The following is a 17,328-nucleotide window of genomic DNA, read 5'->3' on the forward strand; positions in this document are numbered from 1 at the left end:
ACTTCATCCTGCTGGACACCCCGCCAGCCCCCGGAACGGTGGCCTCGTGGGTGAGCACCTTCCACCGCGAGTTCCCGGACGCCGGCCACGTCGCCCTCGGTGTCGACGGTGTCACCGGCGACGCCGGCGAGCCGGAGGAGCTGGCGGCGGCGAGCCTCGATGTCGAGCGGAGCACCGTGATGACGGCCGGTGCGGTGCACCCGCCGCCGCGCCCCAACCGTGACGCTCACTTCCGCGTCCTGAACGGCGACGAGGACTGGTCCGCCGCGCTGGCACTGCAGGAGGCCACCAACCCCGGTCCCGACATCGAGGGATACCGGGTGTTCGCCCAGCGCAATCTGGCGGCGATGCGCCGGCTGCAGGAACGCGGGTGCGGCGCGTGGTTCGGAGCCTTCGTGAACGACCGCATGGTCTCCGGGCTCGGCCTGTTCACCGATGGTTCGGGGCTCGCGCGCTACCAGGCCGTCGACACCCACCCGGCACATCGAAACCAGGGCCTTTCCGGAACCCTCGTGTACACGGCCGGCCGGCACGCTCTGGAACATCTGAACGCGCACACGCTCGTCATGGTGGCCGATCCGAGCTACGTCGCGATCCGCGTATACCGCTCGGTCGGATTCACCGACGCCGAGACACAGGTCCAACTGGAGCCGTCAACGGCTTCCACACCTCGCTGACCGTCACCGGCGTGCTGTGCGTCATCGGCGCGCTCGCCGCAGTGCGGTACGTACGACGCAGCCAGGTGCCCGTCGACATCCCGGCCGCCCACTGACCAGTGATCGGCAGTAGCCGCGTTTGTACCCACATCTCCGTATCATCGACTACATGACCGCTGAGTACCCGGAATCCTTCCGTCGTGGTGAACTGCGCGTCTCCCATGCCGAGCGCGAAGCGGTGGTGACACGGCTGAACGAGGCGGCGGCCGAGGGCCGTATCGAACTGACCGAGCTCGACGAGAGGCTGGAACGGGCGCTGACCGCCAGAACCTACGCCGATCTGACGCCCCTCACCGCCGACCTGCCGCCCGTGGTTCCGCCGGACCCGGGACAGCCGCTGGTCCTCAAGGGAGGCCTTCACGGCGCGGCGCGCGTCGGGCGCTGGCAGGTACCCGCGAAAGTGATCGCGTACGGCGGCATGGCCGGCGTCAAGCTCGATTTCACCCAGACCGACTGCCGGCTGCCCGAGGTCGAGGTGGAGGCACACGGCCAGATGGCCGGGGTCACGATCATCCTCCCTGACGGCTGGGCCGTGGAGACCGGCGGGATGGATCCCGGCCTCGGCGGTCTGAGGGACAAGACCACTCCCGACCGGCTGCCGGGCACACCACTGATCCGCCTCACCGGCACCGGCGGCCCGGCAGGCGTGGTCGTCCGCCATCCCAACGGCCGTGAACGCCGCAGGCTGAAGCGCATGTCCGCACATGTAAGCCCGCCTACGACACGTCCTTGATTTCATCCTGATGGCTTGGTGCGGCAGGCCCACGGAGGACGGTGCCCCCGTGGAGCCCGCAGCGGAGCGATTCACCGGCGGACGGCGGGTTCTGCTCACCTCGGTCCGGGAACGCCTCCGCACAGGTAGGTGGACTCCTCCAGCAGCTGCGGCGTCATCGTGATCCCGGTGAGGCGCTCGGCCAGGAGGAACGCCGGCCCTTCGTAGGGCTCGGCGATCGGGTAGACGGGGGAGTCGATCCGCTCCATGGTCTCTGCGAGTTCGTCCGGCATCTCCTCTGAGTAGCTTTCATCGTGCGGGAACCTGAACTGGATCTTTCCGTCTTCGATCCAGTGGGAATAGCCTTCCTGGTAAGCGAACTCGAACCGGATCTTTCCGTCTTCGATCCAGTAGAAGTAGTCCATCCCCTTGACCTCAAGGTAGAAGTGGGAGACGAGGCGAGTGCCCGCCGACAACGGCATGATGATCTCTTCGCTGACGCCGAGCCCGCCGTTGGCCTCGACCATGAGCACCCAGTCTCCGACGGCGACGACCCCAAAGGATTGCCGCTCGTAAAAGCCGAAGTAGGAATACTGGATCAGCTCATCAAGCGTCATGCGAGAGCAGTCTTCAACCCGGACGCCGAGCCGGGTCACCAGTTCCTCAGGCGTCAGGCCGCGGACGTAGGTGAAGCAGTAGGCATCCGCCAGCTCGGGGAAGCGCTCGCGGGAGAACCAGGAGTAGTCATCAGGAGTCGCGATCATCCCGGCATGTTCGCAGCCCCCACCGACACCTCGCGCATCTGGGTTTTCAGGCCCTCGATGGTCCGGTCGCAGATGATAGCCATACGGTGAAGTCATGAACAGCGTCTCGCCGTTCGATCCAGAAGTGGGGGCCGAGTGATCCGCGTTCTGCTGGCCGAGGACATGACCATGCTGCGCCAGGCGCTGGCCGCCCTGCTGTCGCTGGAGGACGACATAGAGGTCGTCGCCGAGGTCGCGGCCGGTGACGTGATCGTGGCCACCGCGCTGCGCACCCGCCCCGACGTGGCCGTGATCGACATCGAGCTGCCCGGGATGAACGGGCTCAGTGCGGCGGCCGAGCTGCACGAACAGCTGCCCCAGTGCCGGGCTCTGATCCTCACCGGAGTGGGGCAGCCGGGCAACCTGCGGCGGGCGCTGTCCGCGCACGTGGCGGGGTTCATGGTCAAGGACTCCCGGCCGAAGGAGCTGGCCGAGGCGATTCGTACGGTCGCCGGGGGCGGCAGGGTGGTGGATCCGCAGCTCGCCTTCGCCGCCCTCGACCTCCCGGCCAGCCCGCTGACCGAGCGGGAGGCCGAGGTGCTGCGGCTGACCGCCTCCGGCGCCGAGCCACCGGAGATCGCCGCGCAGGTCGGTCTCTCCTACGGCACGGTCCGCAACTACCTGGCCTCCTGTGTCACCAAGCTCAACGCGCGCAACCGGGTGGACGCCATCAGGATCGCGACCGAGGCGGGCTGGCTCTAAGACCCGCGGTCAGCGTGAAACGGTCGCCGTCGCGCCGTACCGCCAGGCTCCCGCCGACCTCCTCGGTCCGCGCCGCGAGGTTGACCAGCCCGCTGCCCGCCCGCCCGCGCGTCTCGGGGAGCGCGCCGTCGTTCGACACCCGCAGCCAGACGACTCCCGCCTCCAGCGACGTCTCGATCTCGCACACCCGAGCGCCGGAGTGCCGTACCACGTTGGTCACCGCCTCGCGCAACACGATCGCCCCCAGCGAGCCGACCGGCGTCGCGTCGAGCCGTACCCGCGCGTCGATCCCGGCGGCCGACAACATGGAACGCGCCGTCTGCACCTCCTCGCCGAACGCCAGACCTGCCTCCTCCTCGGTGATCGACCGCACGGATGACAGCGCCTGTTCCGCGACCGTGACCAGCTCGGCCAGGTGCGCCCGCGCCGCGCCGGGGTCGGCATCGGCCAGCCGTACGGCCAGCTCGCCCTTGACGACGATCGCGGAGAGCTGGAATCCCAGCAGGTCGTGCACGTCGCGGGCGATCCTCAGCCGTTCCCTGACCACCGACATCCGGGTCAGCTCCCGGCGAGCCTGTTCCAGTTGCGCGGCGGTGACCGGGAGACGGCAGAGCGCGTACACCATGACCATGGACACGAGGCTGAGCAGCACGGTCACGTGCACGTTGGAGCCGGGTGACAGCGGCAGGGGCAGGCAGACGAGGAGCGCGGCGAACGCCCACGACCAGGGGGCTCGCATGTGGAAGAGCACCACGCCCGCGACCAGCCCGGCATAGGACGGGGGCACGATGTCGCCGACGAGGGCCATCGGGGTGAAGAGCAGAACGACCTGCAGGAGCAGTGTCCACCGCCAGGCCAGGTGTTCCCGCGGGAGCACATGGCGCAACTGCAGCACCGCGACCAGCGGCAGGCAGACCACGACCACGATGATCTGGATCACGCTCGGCGCGGCGAGCGCCAGGTCGCGGGCACCGAATAGTTTCAGCGCCACCGTACCGATGTGATCGATCTCCAGGACCAGCAGCACCACCCAGGCCAGCCAGCGGGGGGTGTAGATCCTTTCCGGGGTACGCGGGCCGAGCGGGACCCGCGCCTCCAGTGACACCGTGCCGCCGAGTTCGACGACCTCCGCCTCCACCGGTGCCGCGGCCTCGCGCAGCGGCGCCCCGGGCAGGCCGGTGAAAGTGACCTTGAGCCTGCCCGTACCGTCCACCTCGATCAGGCAGTGTTCCGGCGTGCCGTGCCGCAACCCGGCGATCACCGTACGCCTGAGCAGTGCGGCCAGGGCGGCGTCGGCACGTTCCGGCAGGCGGAGCTCGGGAGCCTCGACGGTGGCCGGCACCCCGGCCGCCGCCAGCACCGCCCGCGCGGCCTCGACCTCGGCCGCCAGTGACCTGTCGCGGTAGTCGTCGGCCACCGACCTGACCCGGTCCAGTGCCTCCCGCGCGACCTCGACGATCTCGGCCGGCCGGGTCCGCGCCCCCCTGATGATGACGGCGAGCCGCTCGCCCAGGATCGTGCGCAGCTCGCCGGCGATCCGCAGCCGCTCGCGCGCCACCTCGAACGAGGTATGTTCCGCGCGGGTCGCGCGCAGTTCCCCGACCAGGTGGGCCAGGTGCGCCATGGCGAAGAAGCCCAGCCCTATCGCGCCGGTCGCGAGCATCGCCCAGGCCGCGTATGTGAGCCCCCCTCCGGGGAGCCACCACACCCGGACCAGGAACTCGGCGAGCGCGACGAGCGCCGCCGACAGCCAGGACACCCGGCCGGTGAAGCCGAGCAGCACCGAGGCGAGCAGCAGCGCCGAGATCGGCCCCCAGGACTCGCCGATGACGGCGTACGGCCCGAAGGTCAGCAGTGCCTGGACCAGCACGAGCCCGCGCACCGGGCGGCGGGCCGAGGTCCGCAGCACGACCAGGGCGTACAGGCAGCCGAGGGCGATCACGACGGACGTGCCGAACGCGAGGATCGCCGCGTCCGGCGGCCTGCCGAACGATGTCCCGATCGTCAGGACGCTGATCCGGAAGGCGCCGTACAGCAGGAGGCAGGCGAACGACGGCAACAAGGCCCACCGCATGCGCCGCCCCCTAATCGAATGCCCGGAATGGACATTATGTCCACCGCATATGGCGGATGTGCGATTCGCATGGCGGGGTGTGCGAACCCCATCGGAACCGGTGCTGGAGGCACTACCGGCACGATCACGCTCCTTGCCAGGCTTGTGCAGGTCAGAACCTATCGAGGAGGCATTCGTGAGCACTCACGAGAAGATCGAACCGTTCCGTGTCGAGATCCCGCAGGCCGACCTGGACGACCTGCGGGACCGGCTGGCCCGCACCCGGTTCGCCGAGGAACTGCCCGAGTCCGAGGTGACCGACGGGGTGCAGAAGGGACCAGTGTCGCCCGGCTGGGAGTACGGCGTGCCGGTCTCCTTCGTCCGTGACCTGGTGGCGCGGTGGCGTGACAGCTACGACTGGCGGGCGTGGGAGGCCAGGATCAACGCCTTCCCGCAGTTCACCACCGAGATCGACGGGCAGAACATCCACTTCCTGCACGTCAGGTCGCCCGAGCCGAGCGCCACCCCGCTGATCCTCACCCACGGCTGGCCCAACACGTTCGTGGAGTACCTTGGCCTGATCGGCCCGCTCACCGACCCCGCCGCGCACGGCGGCGACCCCGCCGACGCCTTCGACGTGGTCATCCCGTCCATTCCGGGTTTCGGCTTCTCCGGGCACACCGCGAGCAAGGGCTGGAACATGGCCCGCATCGCCGACACCTGGGCCGAGCTGATGAGCCGGCTGGGCTACGAGCGGTTCGGCGCGCACGGCAACGACGCCGGCGCGATGGTCAGCCCCGAGCTGGGCCGCCGCCACGCCGACCGGCTCATCGGCGTGCACGTCAACCAGATCTTCTCCTTCCCCTCCGGCGACCCCGCCGAGTTCGTGGATCTCTCCCCGGAGGACATGCAGTACCTGGGCTTCCTGCAGTCCTTCGTCGCGCACTCCATCCACGACACCGCCCAGCAGGCGCAGCCGCAGACCCTCGCCCACGGCCTGGCCGACTCGCCCGCCGGTCAGCTCGCCTGGATCGGCCAGTTGCTGGCCGAGGTCCCGGACCCGGACCTGATCCTCACCAACGCCACGATCTACTGGCTGACCAACACCGCCGCGTCGTCGGCGCGGCTCTACTACGAGAACCACCACGCGGAGCAGGACACCTCGCAGACCACCTTCCCGATCGGCCTGTCCTCCTTCGCCTACGACTTCCGCCCGCTGCGCCGGTTCGCCGAGCGCGACCACGCCGACATCGTGTCCTGGAAGGAACACGACCGCGGCGGCCACTGGGCCGCCCACGACGCCCCCGACCTGCTCATCGACGACATCCGCGAGTTCTTCCGCATGTTCGCCTGACGGTGCCGGGCCTCCTGGGCGATCACCGATCACCCGCCGCCGTCCTCGTCTCGGCCCTGACCCTCGACCCGCACCTCGACCGGCAGGAGGCGAAGCGGGCACGCTCATGATGGTGGTAGGGGTCGTCGCCCCCCGAGCGGGACAAGGAAAGGTCGGCTGCCTTATGAACATCGTCGAGTACGCCGACACCGTGTGGCGGGGCGAGGCCCCCGACAGCATCGTGCACGTGGGGCTCGCCGAGCAGGGCTTCGTGGAGGTCGTCGACGGAGTCGGCTTCCGCAGCGGTTTCGGCAACGTGATCGCGCTCCGGCAGGGCGGGGAGGTGACGCTGTTCGACACCGGCAACCCGTTCGACGCCGACCGGCTCCACGCCGACCTGCGGGCCTGGACCGACGAGCCGGTGAGCACGGCGATCTACTCCCACGGGCACATCGACCACGTCTCGGGGGTCGGGCCGCTCGACGCGGAGGCCGGGGCGGCGGGGCGGCCCCGGCCGATGGTGGTGGGGCACGAGGCGATCACCGCCCGGTTCGAGCGCTACGTGCTGACAGCGGGCTACAACGCCGTCATCAACCGGCGGCAGTTCCAGGCGCCCGACCTGACCTGGCCCACCGAGTACCGCCACCCCGACGTGACCTACCGCGACGAGCTGACGGCCGGCCACGTCGAGCTCTTCCACGCCAAGGGCGAGACCGACGACGCGAGCGTGGGCTGGATCCCCTCCCGGCGCATCCTGCTCCCCGGCGACCTGTTCATCTGGGTGACCCCCAACTGCGGCAACCCGCAGAAGGCGCAGCGCTACCCGCGCGAGTGGGCGATCGCGCTGCGCCGGATGGCCACGCTGCGGCCGGAGATCATGCTGCCCGGTCACGGTGCCCCGATCTTCGGCGCCGACCGGGTCGAGCAGGCGCTGACCGAGACCGCCGAGTGGCTGGAGTCCATGGTCGAGCGCACCCTGGAGATGCTCAACGAGGGCGCCCGGCTGGACGACATCGTGCGCGCGGTACAGCCGCCCGCCCATCTGGCGGAGCGGCCCTACCTGCGCCCGCACTACGACGAGCCGGAGTTCGTGGTCCGCAACATCTGGCGGCTGTACGGCGGCTGGTACGACGGCAACCCCGCCCGCCTCAAGCCCGCCCCCGACGCCGAGCTGGCCTCGGCGATCGCGGAGCTGGCCGGGGGCGCGGAAAAGCTGGCCGACGCCGCGCTCCGGGCGCTGGCAGGCGGAGACCAGCGGCTGGCGGGACACCTGGCGGAGATGGCCGTACAGGCCGCGCCCGACGACGCGGCGCTGCACCGGGTCCGGGCCGAGGTGTACGCGACCAGAGCGGAGTCGGAGGCGTCCCTGATGTCGAAGGGCGTGTTCACCTGGGCGGCCGAGGAGTCCCGCAGGACCGCCGGAGAACTCTGACCGAGTTCGGTCCCGGAGGACAGAGCATGTTACGGCTCCGATGGAGGTGAAGGATCAGACCTTCCGGGCCGAGCCAGTCGAGCGGGCTCACGGCACGGAGACGTGCCTGTCGTCCGGCGACGCCGGTGCCATCGGAGCGCGGAAGAACCGCGCGGCGCGGGCGTGCTGGGTCCGGGTCAGCAACCAGTAGACCGAGGCGCCGTCCGGCCACTGGGTGACCACCCGGCCGCTCGCCGAGCGGAAGTAGTTCGGTGCCTGGGCGAACGAGCTGGCGTCCAGCCGGCGCTTCAACCACCGGTTCAACCGCCTGACCGCCTCGGGCCGGACCTCGACGGCCGAGGCCCCTCGGCGGCGCATCTCCCGCAGCGACCGGACCACGAACTTCGCCTGCTGCTCGAAGTTGAACACCGGGGCGTAGTAGTTGGTGTTGGGGCCGTACATCATGAAGAGGTTCGGCATCTCGTCCACCATGATCCCGAGGAACGCCATGGGGTCGTCGCCCCACTTCTCCCGCAGGTCACGCCCGCCGCGTCCGCGTACCTCCAGACCGCAGAGGAACTCGGCCGCGCGGAAGCCCGTCGCGGTGATCACGACGTCGAGCTCGTGCTCCCGGCCCGCGGCGTCCACCACTCCGGTCTCGGTCATCCGCTCCACCGCGTGGGGAACGAGGGTGACGTCGTCGCGGAGCAGGGTCGGGTAGAAGGTGGAGCTGTGGATCGCCCGCTTGCCCAGGTAGGCCGAGTTCGGTGTCAGCGCCGCCTTGAGGTCGGGGTGGCCGCCGAACACCTCTTCGAGGTAGTCCTGGCAGACCTTGACCGCCCGGGTGTCGACGGTCCCGCCGGGCCGGATGATCCGGCCACCGAGCCACTTGCGCTCCAGCTCCAGGAAGAGCCGCCACCGGATGAGCCGCCGCGTCACCGGGTGGCGCCGCCGGGCGCGTTCCTCCTCGGTGAACGGGAGCGAGACCTTCGGGTCCACCCAGGCCGGCTGGCGCTGGAACACCGTCAGGTGCCCGGCGCGGCCACCGAGCTCCGCGACGATCTGGGCGGACGTCGAGCCGGTGCCGACCACTCCCACCCGGCGTCCGTCGAGCGCCACGTCGGGGCGCCACCGCGCGGTGTGGAAGATGTCGCCGGTGAACAGTTCGCGGCCGGGCCAGGCGGGCTCGTTCGGGACGTTCAGCAGCCCGACTGCGGTCACCACGGCGGTGAAACGCCGCACCTCCCCGGTGTCGAGGTGCACGGCCCACTGCTGGCCGTCCTCCTCCCAGACCAGCCGCCGGACGGTGCGGCCGAACCGGAAGTGCGCCCTGAGGTCGAATCGGTCGGCCACGTGCTCAAGGTAGGACTGCAGCTCCGCCTGGCCGGGGTAGGACCGTGACCAGTCGTACGGGGCGAATGAGAACGAGTACATCGGGGCCGGCGTGTCGACCTCGGCGCCGGGGAAACGGTTGACCCGCCAGGTGCCGCCGGGCCCGTCCTCGGTCTCGAACACGGTGAACGAATACCCGTGCCGCTTCAGCTGGTGGGCCGCCGCGAGTCCGGCGACCCCACCGCCGATCACGGCCACAGAGGGCATGGCTCCGCCCGTCGATGGCATGACTGCTTCTCTCTGTCGAGTTCGTGCCGGGGCACGATGGTGTGCGGCGCTCGCGGGCGCCGGGGCTAGAGGACCTTGCTGAGGAAGTCGCGGGTACTCGGGTGCTCGGCCTCGCCGGACAGCCGGCTGGACGGACCCTCCTCGACGATGCGGCCGTCCTCCATGAACACGAACCGGTCGCAGACCTCGCGGGCGAATCCGATCTCGTGGGTGACGATGATGGTGGTCATCCCGTCGAGCACCAGGCCGCGGATGACCTGCAGCACCTCGTTGACCATCTCGGGGTCGAGCGCCGAGGTCGGTTCGTCGAAGAGCAGTACCTGGGGCTTCATGGCCAGGGCGCGGGCGATCGCGACGCGTTGCTGCTGACCGCCGGAGAGCTGGGCCGGGTAGGCGTCGGCCTTCTCGGCCAGGCCGACCCGGTCGAGCAGCTCGTGCGCGTCACGGCGCGCCTCGTCGGCCGGGCGGCGCAGCACCCGGATGGGCGCCTCGACCACGTTCTCCAGCACGGTCTTGTGCGAGAACAGGTTGAACTGCTGGAACACCATGCCGAGGCGCTGGCGCTGCCTGGCCTCCCGCTTCGCCGACAGCCGGTGGATCTTGCCGCCACGCTCCTCGTAGCCGAGCAGTTCGCCGTCCAGCATGACCACTCCCGAGTCGGTGCGCTCAAGCAGGTTGAGGCAGCGTAGGAAGGTGCTCTTGCCGCTGCCGGAGCGGCCGAGCAGGCAGACCGCCTCCCCCTGGTGGACGTCCAGCGACACGTCGTGCAGGACCGTGTGCTGACCGAAGGACTTGCGCACGTGCAGCGCGCTGATCAGCGGTGTCGTCATGGCTGGGCCCTCACTCGTCCGACGCGGCGCGTCGTCGTGGCGGTGCTCCGGCCGAGCACGCGCTCCAGGTAGTACTGGCCGACCGACAGCACGCTGACGAGGATCATGTACCAGATGGTCGCCACCATGAGCAGCGGGACGACCTCGAACGTGCGGTTGTAGATCTGCTGGACGCTGTAGAGCAGGTCCGAGACCGAGATGAAGGCGACGAGCGAGGTGGCCTTCATCAGGTTGATGAGGTCGTTGCTCACCGGCGGCACCGCGATCTTCATCGCCTGGGGGAAGACGATGCGGCGGAAGATGTCGAACGGCGTCATGCCCAGGGCGAGCGCCGCCTCGCGCTGCCCCTTGGGGACCGCCAGCAGCGAGGAGCGGATGATCTCCGAGGTGTAGGCCGCCTGCTGGAGGCCGAAGGCCAGCACCGCCGACCAGTAGGCGGTCATCAGGTTGCGCGTCTGCAGCGCGAACAGGTCGCCCCCGAAGGGGTTGGGCAGGCTGAACGTCGGATAGATCAGCGAGATGTTGAACCAGAGGATGAGCAGGACCAGCAGCGGGATGGACCGGAAGAACCAGACGTAGGTCCCGCTGACCGCGCGCAGCACCGGATTCGCCGAGAGCCGCATGTTCGCGATGACCACCGAGACCACCAGGGCCAGCCCCATCGACAGGGCGGTCAGCGTGATGGTGTTGAGCAGGCCGTTCAGCACCCGCTCGGAGAAGAAGTAGTCGGCCACGGTGGCCCACTCGAAGGCGGGGTTGCGGGCGACACTGACCGCGAGACCGGCGACCGCGAGCACCATCAGCACCGCGACGGTCAGCCGGCCGAGGTGGAGCGGGCGCCCGTGCGGGAGCCGCGAGATCTCCTCCATCCGCCGGCGCCAGTCCGCCGCCGCCCCGCCTGGCCCGTCCGGCCCGGCCTGGCCGGTGGGTACGGCGCTCACGCCGGCCCCACCTGTCCGGATCTCACTCATGCGTTCGGTTCTGGGTTGATCACCGAGGCGGTGATCGCCATGTTCTCGGTGCCGTACCTGGCGAGGATCTCGGCGTAGCCGCCCTTCTTGATCAGCGCCTCGGTGGCCTGCTGCAACTTGGCCGCCATACCGTCACCCTTCATCGAGGCGAACCCGATGTCGATCGCCTGGTACGTCGGCCCGGTGATCTTCCACACGCCGGGTTCGGTGCGCGTCTGGTAGCCCAGGCCGCTGGCGGTGGCCGTGGAGGTGTCGGCCCGGCCGCTCTTGACCGCGAGGTCGGCGGTCGCCTGGTCGGCGAAGGTCTGCACGTCGATGGGCTTCTTCCCGGCGGCCTCGCACTTCCCGGACTGGTCCTGGAGGGCCGAGACCGGGCTCGAACCCGCGGTCACCGCGACGGAGAGCCCGCACAGGTCGTCGAGTGAGTCACCGATGGCGACGCCGTCGGCCTTGACCCGGAAGCCGTAGCTCTCGACGAGGGTGGTGGCGAAGTCGAACTTCTCCAGCCGCTCGGCCGTGACGTCGGCGCCCGGCACCCAGGCGTAGGTGCCGCGCTGCAGGCCCAGGAGTGAGTTCTCGAACGACGCCTGCTCGTTCTTGACGGTCACCCCCATCTCCTCGCCGAGCGCGGTGGACAGGTCCGGCAGCAGGCCGACGAGCTTGCCGCTCTCGTCCAGGAAGCTGTACGGCGGGACGCCGATCTGCTGGGGGATGGTGTAGACCTGCGAGCCGGAGCCGGCGTCGGGGCCGGACGCGGAATCGCTTGAGGAACTGCCACACGCTGAGAGGACGGCGGCGCCGAGCACGCCTGCGGCGACAACGCGGAGGGCGCGCCGGGTGCGAACCAACGTCATGTCGGTCCTCCTGATTCCTGGGTTCCGGCCGGTCGGCCGTGGTGAGTGCTGTCACCCTAAAATGCCGAACGCCCCAAGGGCTTTGTACGGCTCTCTATATTTTTGTCCAGTTCACTGGATACTCGGACAGGTAGGTTTCATCCAAATCACAACGTGCCGGAGTCATGTGAAAACTAGGTACCCACGCTGGTCATCCACCCTGGCCGAGCTCCTCGACGCGGTACGCGACCCCTTCGTGTCGGCGGTCCACGCCCCCGAGGGGCTGGATGTTCCCATCGGCGGCTGCGTCGTCCTCGACCTGTCCGACGGGACGGACCTGCCCGATGACCACGAGCTGGACGGCGCCGTCGTGCTGCTCCTCGGCACCGGCGGGCCGGCGGCGGTCGAGGCGGTCGCCGACCTGGCCCGCCACCGGCCCGGAGCGCTCGTCGTGAAACTCGGGGACGTCGATCCGTGGTCGCTGCGCGACGTGCCGGTCCCGGTCCTCGGGGTCACCGACCGGGCGCCGTGGTGGCGCCTGGTCGCCGCGGTCGAACGCTTCGGCCAGGAGTCCGAGGAGCGGTTCCCGCAGGGAGCCGGCCCCGCGCTCGGCGAGCACAACGACCTCTTCGGACTCGCCAAGGCGCTCGGCATGATGACCGGCACGCTGATCTCCATCGAGGACGTGCAGGGGCGGGTGCTCGCCTTCTCGCCCTACAGCGACCAGGCCGACGACATCCGGCGCCGCACCATCCTCGGGCGCGAACCCCCGGCCGGGCACATGGCGGAGCTCCAGGCCATGCGGGTCTACGACCGGCTGCGGCGTCCCCGTACCACGGTGACGCTGAACGAGAAGATCGGGTTCCGGCGCAGGCTCGGGGTCGGCATGCACGACCCTCGGTCCGGCGAGTACCTGGGCACCATCTGGGCGCAGGAGACGGGCCGGCCCTTCTCCCGGCAGACCGAGGAGCACCTGGTCGCGGCATCGGTCTTCGCCGCGCGGCTCGTCGGCCAGAGCCGCCTCATCCACAGCATGGGCACCGAGTTCGTGCAGCGCATGCTCGCCCCCAACCCGCAGCGCGACGACGCCGGGTTCGTCCGGCAACTGAGCCTCGACGCCCCCGAGGAGTTCGCCGTGGTGGCCTTCGAAGCGGTCGGCGACGCCGGCGCGCGCCAGTGGCTCTCCTCCACCGAGGCGGTGACGATGCTGACGGTGCACGCCCACTCCGTCCGCGACGAGTCGATGGTGGCCCCGGTCGGGCTGCGCCTGTACGCCGTCCTCCCCGGCCGGGTCGAGGTGGACCGCTACCTGAACTGGGCCCGGCGCACCCTGACGGCGTTCGAGCGGCACCGGGGGTCCACCTTCCGGGCGGCGATCGCCTCGTCCCTGTCGGTGCCGACCGTGGCCGCGGCCCGCGCGGAGGTCGACCGGGTGTGCGAGACCGTCGCGTACACGCCCGACCGGCCGGTGATCAGCCTCGACGGCCAGCTCACGGCGGTGCTGCTCTCCGAGGCGCTCACCACGCTGGGGGTGACGGATCTGCTGAGCGACGAGCGGTTCCGCCGTCTGGTCGAGTACGACCGGAGCCACCACAGCTGTCTCATCGAGACCATCGCCGCCTACCTCGGCACGTTCGGCGATGTGGGCGCCACGGCACGGACACTGCTCGTGCACCCCAACACCATCCGCTACCGGCTGACCCGGCTGGAGCAGGTGGGCGGCTACCGGCTCGACGACCCCGACGACCGGGTGGTGCTGGACCTGCAACTCCGGCTGTGGAACCGCGAGGGGCCGGGCACCATCTGACCCCTCCGCAGGTACGACCCGTTCATCTCACGCGCGCTCGAACCCTGGTCGTACGGCATCTACGCCGGCGGACAGTCGATCATCATCGGTACGCCGTCCGGCGTGACGCTGTCGTCCGAGGGCGGCGCGCACCAGTCGATCACGACCCCGTCCATCGGTCTTGAGCAGCCGGGCTGCATCGCCTGGGAGCCCGCGTTCGCCCGGGACCTGGAGTGGACGATGCTGGCCGACCCTGAGGATCAGCCGGCGGTAGCCATGTCTCAGGAGCGGTGACATCACCGCTACCAGTCGGTAACATCGGCGGTCAAGGAGCGTGCGATGCCTTTGCTCAGCTTCCAGTCCTCCGGAGGACGACATAGCCTTCCCGCGCGAACACCACCTGGTAGCCACCCGCGCGAAGTTCGGCGACATCATCGTGCTGTTCGGTGATGGTCTTGAACATCGGTTGTGGTGAGGCGACATCGGCCACGACCCACGGGGCACGGCGCGGCATTGACCGCCAGATCACCACTTTGGTCCTGCTCGAAAGGTTCGGACCTACCTGGTTGGCCACCTCCACCAGCACACCGTCAGGAACGGTCGCGATAGCGGCGGCAGCAGCGTGGTGGCGCTCTTCGCGTCTGTAGAAGGCCGGATCGAAGAGGTCCCGGAGGGGGAAGGACATCATCAGCGCAACAGCGATCACCGCTGTGCTCGCGGCCCAGATCTGGCCGGGGTTCCATCGACGGCCGATCTTTGCCCCCGGCTCGGAGCGCCGGTGCTGGAGTCGCTGGATTCCGTCGATCGACGCGCACAGCAGGGCCATGATGACGGCGGAGTTGTAGTGGTAGCCGGTACCCCACCAGCCCGGTTGGTCGGTGGCCAGCATCCTTTCCAGGATGAGCATCGCGGGTGCCAGCATGTACGGCGAGGCCAGTGGCAGGAGCAGGAGCGGAGCCAGTAACAGAAACATCGTGCTCACCTTGACGCCCGGAGAGGTCAATACGGCCAAGGCGTCCAGCGGGTGGGCGAGAATGCGGGCCACGACCTCGCCCGGGCTCGCGCCAAGGCCGCTGTAGTACCAGTAACGGCTCGCCGAACCTCCGAAGGCGGGAATGATGATCTGACTCGACACCCACACCGCCAGCGGGCCGGCCACGACCATCGCGCCCCCGATAAGCCGCCAGTGCCTGCGAAACAACAGAGCCAGGCCGAGTCCTGCGACGAAGAACCCCACATCTTCCTTGACGAGCAGCAACGCGGCCGCCGAGATGACCACCGGCCAGCGTCGGCCCGCATCGAGTCGTTCGAAGAGCACGGCCGTCAGCAGCGGCATGAAAGCGTACTCGTGGAAGTGGAAGGTCACCGCTTCGGCAATCGGCCAGGACAACAGGTACGCCACAGCGACCAAGTGCGCAGCACCGGCTCCCAAATGCCGGCGGGCCAGCACCCATAGCGGTATCGCGGCGGTGGCGAACAGTACCGCTTGCGCGACGATGAGGGTCTGCGGGCCGTCATGGATCCAGTACAAGGGGGCCAGCACGATCAGGATCGGGGAGAAATGGTCGCCGAGGACCGACACGGCGGTGCCAAGCTGATTCCACTGGTCCTTGACGTAGGAGCCGGGAACCTCGAACTGTGAATAGCCGCGGATGGCCTGGTCGAAGATCACCAGGTCGTAGATGCCGGTCCGGAACCTTGCGTACTCGACCCACCCCAAGGTCGCGTACGCGACTGCCGCCACGACTACCAGGCAGGCCACCACATATCGATGTCGCATTTCGATCATGGTAGAAGATCACAGGGTAAACCGTGGCATATCGATATAAGGCAGGGCGGTGATGATGCCGACGTCGAGGAGTTATCTCGATCCTCTACTTTCGGAAATACGCGAAAGACGGCACCAAGCCCCCAATGCTGACCGGGAAATAGCCGGAACAGCCGTGCTGAACTGTGAGAATGCACTATGGCATTGCCGACGCTAGCTGTCGTGAGCGGTCCACCCGGAATGGGCAAGACGACGCTCGCGCACGAGCTCGCCCACCATCTCGGATGCCCCGCGATCATCCGGGACGAAATCAAACAAGGGATGGTTCTGGCCACCCCGGGGTTCACGCCCGGCCCGCAGGACCCGCTGAACCTTCCCACGTTGGCCGCGTTCTTCACCGTGCTGCAGGTACTGCTCAAAGCCGGCGTGACAGTGGTCGCCGAGGCCGCTTTCCAGGACCGGTTGTGGCGCCCGAACCTGGAACCGCTCGCCGATCTCGCACACATCCGAGTCATCCGCTGCACGGTCCCCGCAGCGATCGCCCACGCTCGGATCGCCCAACGCGCCGAGCACGGCAACCACCGGGCGGCGCACGCTGATCAAGACCTACTCGAAGCGATCGCGGCAGGGCAACACTCACTCGAGTCCTTCGTGCCGATCTCGCTGGACGTCCCAACGCTGACGATCGACACCGCGAACGGCTACAGCCCCGATATCCAGCACATCACCGCCTTTGTCGGGACACCCGCACAGAACGGTTCCCCGGCCAACGCAAGATGACCTCGATGACTCAGCAGATGCAGCAATAGGCCCCCGCACGTGGGAGCTGTCGATCACCGCCTTGGACTTCTAAGCGCACGGCCCAAGCGCATCGCGCGGCCGTCGGCGCCGACCCGCAGGGGGCGCGGAAAACCTTCGATGGAGAACGCCACCGTTGAGAGTCAACTGAGAAACGTGGCTTGGATACCACTTCTCAGTTAGCCTCAATGGTGTGAAGCACGATGAGGCGGAAGCAGCCCTGCAGGCGCTCGGCCACGGCGTCACCGCCGACGACCTGGAAACGGACACTCTCGATTTCAAGCTCGTGGCGGAATCACCCAAGGCAACGCTGGGGCTGCTGGCCGATGCCCTGGTCTGCTTCGTCAACGCCCAAGGCGGCACCGTGGTGCTGGGGGTCGACGACAAGGCCCGCGAGCGCGCCGACGCCCTACGTGGTGTGCCATCGACCTACACCATTGACCAGATCCGCAAAGGCGTATTCGACCGGACAAGGCCCCACATCACGCCTTTCGTTCATGAAAAAATTGTGGACAATGCCCGGTTGATCCTGGTGACCGTTCCTCCGGGGGTACTTCCGCACAGCAACGCGGCGGGCCTCGCCACCCGCCGCCTGGGGAAGGAGTGCCTGCCGTTCCCGCCCGATCAGCAACGCGAGGTCATGATCGCTCGCGGCCAGGTGGACTGGTCCGCGGATATCTCCAGCGCCGACATGACCGACCTCAGTGCGGTGGAGATCGACAGGCTCCGTCAGTTGCTGACGTCCAGCGGCAGGGATCACCTCGCCGCCCTCAACGACCGCGCCCTGCTGGAGGCCCTGCGGTTGGTCACCCCCGACGGGGGTGTCACCAACGCGGCGGTGCTCATCCTCGCCGAGGAACACGTGCTCCAGCAGATCGTGCCGAGTTACGGCTACTCCTACCAGTTCCGACCGACCCTGGGGTCGGAGGCCACCGGCCGGATGCGTTCCGGCCGGCCGCTGCTTCCTGCGATTCAGTCCCTGGTCGACGCCA

General features: G+C 68.9%; 16 protein-coding genes. 9 read left to right on the plus strand and 7 right to left on the minus strand.

Translation table 11 applies throughout. The features are described 5' to 3' along the window. On the plus strand, positions 1–677 hold a 677-nt coding region (locus tag ABZ260_RS27090), incomplete at its 5' end, for a GNAT family N-acetyltransferase (protein ID WP_355623148.1). A 148-nt stretch (positions 678–825) separates the two neighbouring features. After that, entirely contained in the window at positions 826–1,449 is a 624-nt protein-coding gene (locus ABZ260_RS27095; protein ID WP_355623151.1) for a DUF1707 domain-containing protein, read from the plus strand. A gap of 95 nt (positions 1,450–1,544) precedes the next feature. Here the strand turns inward: ABZ260_RS27095 and ABZ260_RS27100 are convergent, their stop codons facing one another. Further along, positions 1,545–2,192 (minus strand): DUF6461 domain-containing protein, encoded by a 648-nt coding sequence (locus tag ABZ260_RS27100; RefSeq protein ID WP_355623154.1) that lies wholly within the window; start codon positions 2,190–2,192, stop codon positions 1,545–1,547. Positions 2,193–2,327: 135 nt separating this feature from the next. Here ABZ260_RS27100 and ABZ260_RS27105 point away from each other — a divergent pair, with 135 nt between their 5' ends. Then, the gene (locus ABZ260_RS27105) at positions 2,328–2,933 is read left to right on the plus strand and encodes a response regulator transcription factor (RefSeq protein WP_355623160.1); all 606 of its coding nucleotides are present in this window, start codon (positions 2,328–2,330) and stop codon (positions 2,931–2,933) included. On the opposite strand, the gene ABZ260_RS27110 is transcribed toward ABZ260_RS27105, so the two are convergent. After that, positions 2,902–5,007 carry a histidine kinase gene (locus tag ABZ260_RS27110; protein ID WP_355623163.1) on the minus strand — a complete coding sequence of 702 codons (2,106 nt, stop codon included), beginning with the start codon at positions 5,005–5,007 and terminating at the stop codon, positions 2,902–2,904. The genes ABZ260_RS27105 and ABZ260_RS27110 overlap by 32 nt on opposite strands. A 175-nt stretch (positions 5,008–5,182) precedes the next feature. Here ABZ260_RS27110 and ABZ260_RS27115 point away from each other — a divergent pair, with 175 nt between their 5' ends. Next, positions 5,183–6,340: an epoxide hydrolase family protein gene (locus ABZ260_RS27115; protein WP_355623166.1), complete on the plus strand. Its 1,158-nt coding sequence runs from the start codon at positions 5,183–5,185 to the stop codon at positions 6,338–6,340. A 163-nt stretch (positions 6,341–6,503) separates the two neighbouring features. Beyond that, on the plus strand, positions 6,504–7,751 hold the full coding sequence (locus ABZ260_RS27120) for an alkyl sulfatase dimerization domain-containing protein (RefSeq protein ID WP_355623169.1): 1,248 nt from the start codon (positions 6,504–6,506) through the stop codon (positions 7,749–7,751). Between the two features lie 87 nt (positions 7,752–7,838). Here ABZ260_RS27120 and ABZ260_RS27125 read toward each other — a convergent pair whose 3' ends face one another. The 4 genes from ABZ260_RS27125 to ABZ260_RS27140 all read right to left on the minus strand — a co-directional run bounded on the left by ABZ260_RS27125 (position 7,839) and on the right by ABZ260_RS27140 (position 12,005). Beyond that, positions 7,839–9,350, minus strand: coding sequence for an NAD(P)/FAD-dependent oxidoreductase (locus ABZ260_RS27125; RefSeq protein WP_355623172.1), 1,512 nt, complete (start codon positions 9,348–9,350; stop codon positions 7,839–7,841). A gap of 65 nt (positions 9,351–9,415) precedes the next feature. Next, entirely contained in the window at positions 9,416–10,180 is a 765-nt protein-coding gene (locus ABZ260_RS27130; RefSeq protein WP_350925526.1) for an amino acid ABC transporter ATP-binding protein, read from the minus strand. Next, a complete protein-coding gene (locus ABZ260_RS27135) occupies positions 10,177–11,121 on the minus strand; it encodes an amino acid ABC transporter permease (RefSeq protein WP_355623175.1) in 945 nt (314 codons plus the stop codon). The genes ABZ260_RS27130 and ABZ260_RS27135 overlap by 4 nt, the downstream gene beginning before the upstream one ends. Before the next feature lie 26 nt (positions 11,122–11,147). Beyond that, positions 11,148–12,005, minus strand: a complete 858-nt coding sequence (locus ABZ260_RS27140; RefSeq protein WP_355623179.1) for a transporter substrate-binding domain-containing protein — start codon at positions 12,003–12,005, stop codon at positions 11,148–11,150. Positions 12,006–12,171: 166 nt separating this feature from the next. Here ABZ260_RS27140 and ABZ260_RS27145 point away from each other — a divergent pair, with 166 nt between their 5' ends. Together ABZ260_RS27145 and ABZ260_RS27150 are read left to right on the plus strand one after the other, a co-directional pair. Then, positions 12,172–13,791 (plus strand): helix-turn-helix domain-containing protein, encoded by a 1,620-nt coding sequence (locus ABZ260_RS27145; protein WP_355623182.1) that lies wholly within the window; start codon positions 12,172–12,174, stop codon positions 13,789–13,791. Between the two features lie 102 nt (positions 13,792–13,893). After that, positions 13,894–14,064, plus strand: coding sequence for a hypothetical protein (locus ABZ260_RS27150; protein WP_355623185.1), 171 nt, complete (start codon positions 13,894–13,896; stop codon positions 14,062–14,064). 55 nt (positions 14,065–14,119) lie between these two features. Here the strand turns inward: ABZ260_RS27150 and ABZ260_RS27155 are convergent, their stop codons facing one another. Beyond that, positions 14,120–15,559: a DUF2079 domain-containing protein gene (locus ABZ260_RS27155; protein ID WP_355623188.1), complete on the minus strand. Its 1,440-nt coding sequence runs from the start codon at positions 15,557–15,559 to the stop codon at positions 14,120–14,122. 177 nt (positions 15,560–15,736) lie between these two features. On the opposite strand from ABZ260_RS27155, the gene ABZ260_RS27160 reads away from it, so the two are divergent. Together ABZ260_RS27160 and ABZ260_RS27165 are read left to right on the plus strand one after the other, a co-directional pair. Beyond that, complete coding sequence (locus ABZ260_RS27160) at positions 15,737–16,318, plus strand: AAA family ATPase (RefSeq protein ID WP_355623191.1); 582 nt, start codon at positions 15,737–15,739, stop codon at positions 16,316–16,318. 211 nt (positions 16,319–16,529) lie between these two features. Continuing rightward, on the plus strand, positions 16,530–17,328 hold a 799-nt coding region (locus ABZ260_RS27165), incomplete at its 3' end, for an ATP-binding protein (protein WP_355623193.1).

It is taken from the genome of Streptosporangium sp. NPDC006013 (assembly GCF_040614275.1).
Classification (GTDB): Bacteria; Actinomycetota; Actinomycetes; order Streptosporangiales; family Streptosporangiaceae; genus Streptosporangium.

Bases quoted from the DNA above. Each gene is read 5' to 3' on its own strand.
- ABZ260_RS27130 (WP_350925526.1), bottom strand. From the start codon at position 10,180: ATGACGACACCGCTGATCAGCGCGCTGCACGTGCGCAAGTCCTTCGGT.
- ABZ260_RS27100 (WP_355623154.1), bottom strand. From the start codon at position 2,192: ATGATCGCGACTCCTGATGACTACTCCTGGTTCTCCCGCGAGCGCTTC.
- ABZ260_RS27140 (WP_355623179.1), bottom strand. From the start codon at position 12,005: ATGACGTTGGTTCGCACCCGGCGCGCCCTCCGCGTTGTCGCCGCAGGC.
- ABZ260_RS27095 (WP_355623151.1), top strand. From the start codon at position 826: ATGACCGCTGAGTACCCGGAATCCTTCCGTCGTGGTGAACTGCGCGTC.
- ABZ260_RS27160 (WP_355623191.1), top strand. From the start codon at position 15,737: ATGGCATTGCCGACGCTAGCTGTCGTGAGCGGTCCACCCGGAATGGGC.
- ABZ260_RS27125 (WP_355623172.1), bottom strand. From the start codon at position 9,350: ATGCCATCGACGGGCGGAGCCATGCCCTCTGTGGCCGTGATCGGCGGT.
- ABZ260_RS27155 (WP_355623188.1), bottom strand. From the start codon at position 15,559: ATGATCGAAATGCGACATCGATATGTGGTGGCCTGCCTGGTAGTCGTG.
- ABZ260_RS27110 (WP_355623163.1), bottom strand. From the start codon at position 5,007: ATGCGGTGGGCCTTGTTGCCGTCGTTCGCCTGCCTCCTGCTGTACGGC.
- ABZ260_RS27120 (WP_355623169.1), top strand. From the start codon at position 6,504: ATGAACATCGTCGAGTACGCCGACACCGTGTGGCGGGGCGAGGCCCCC.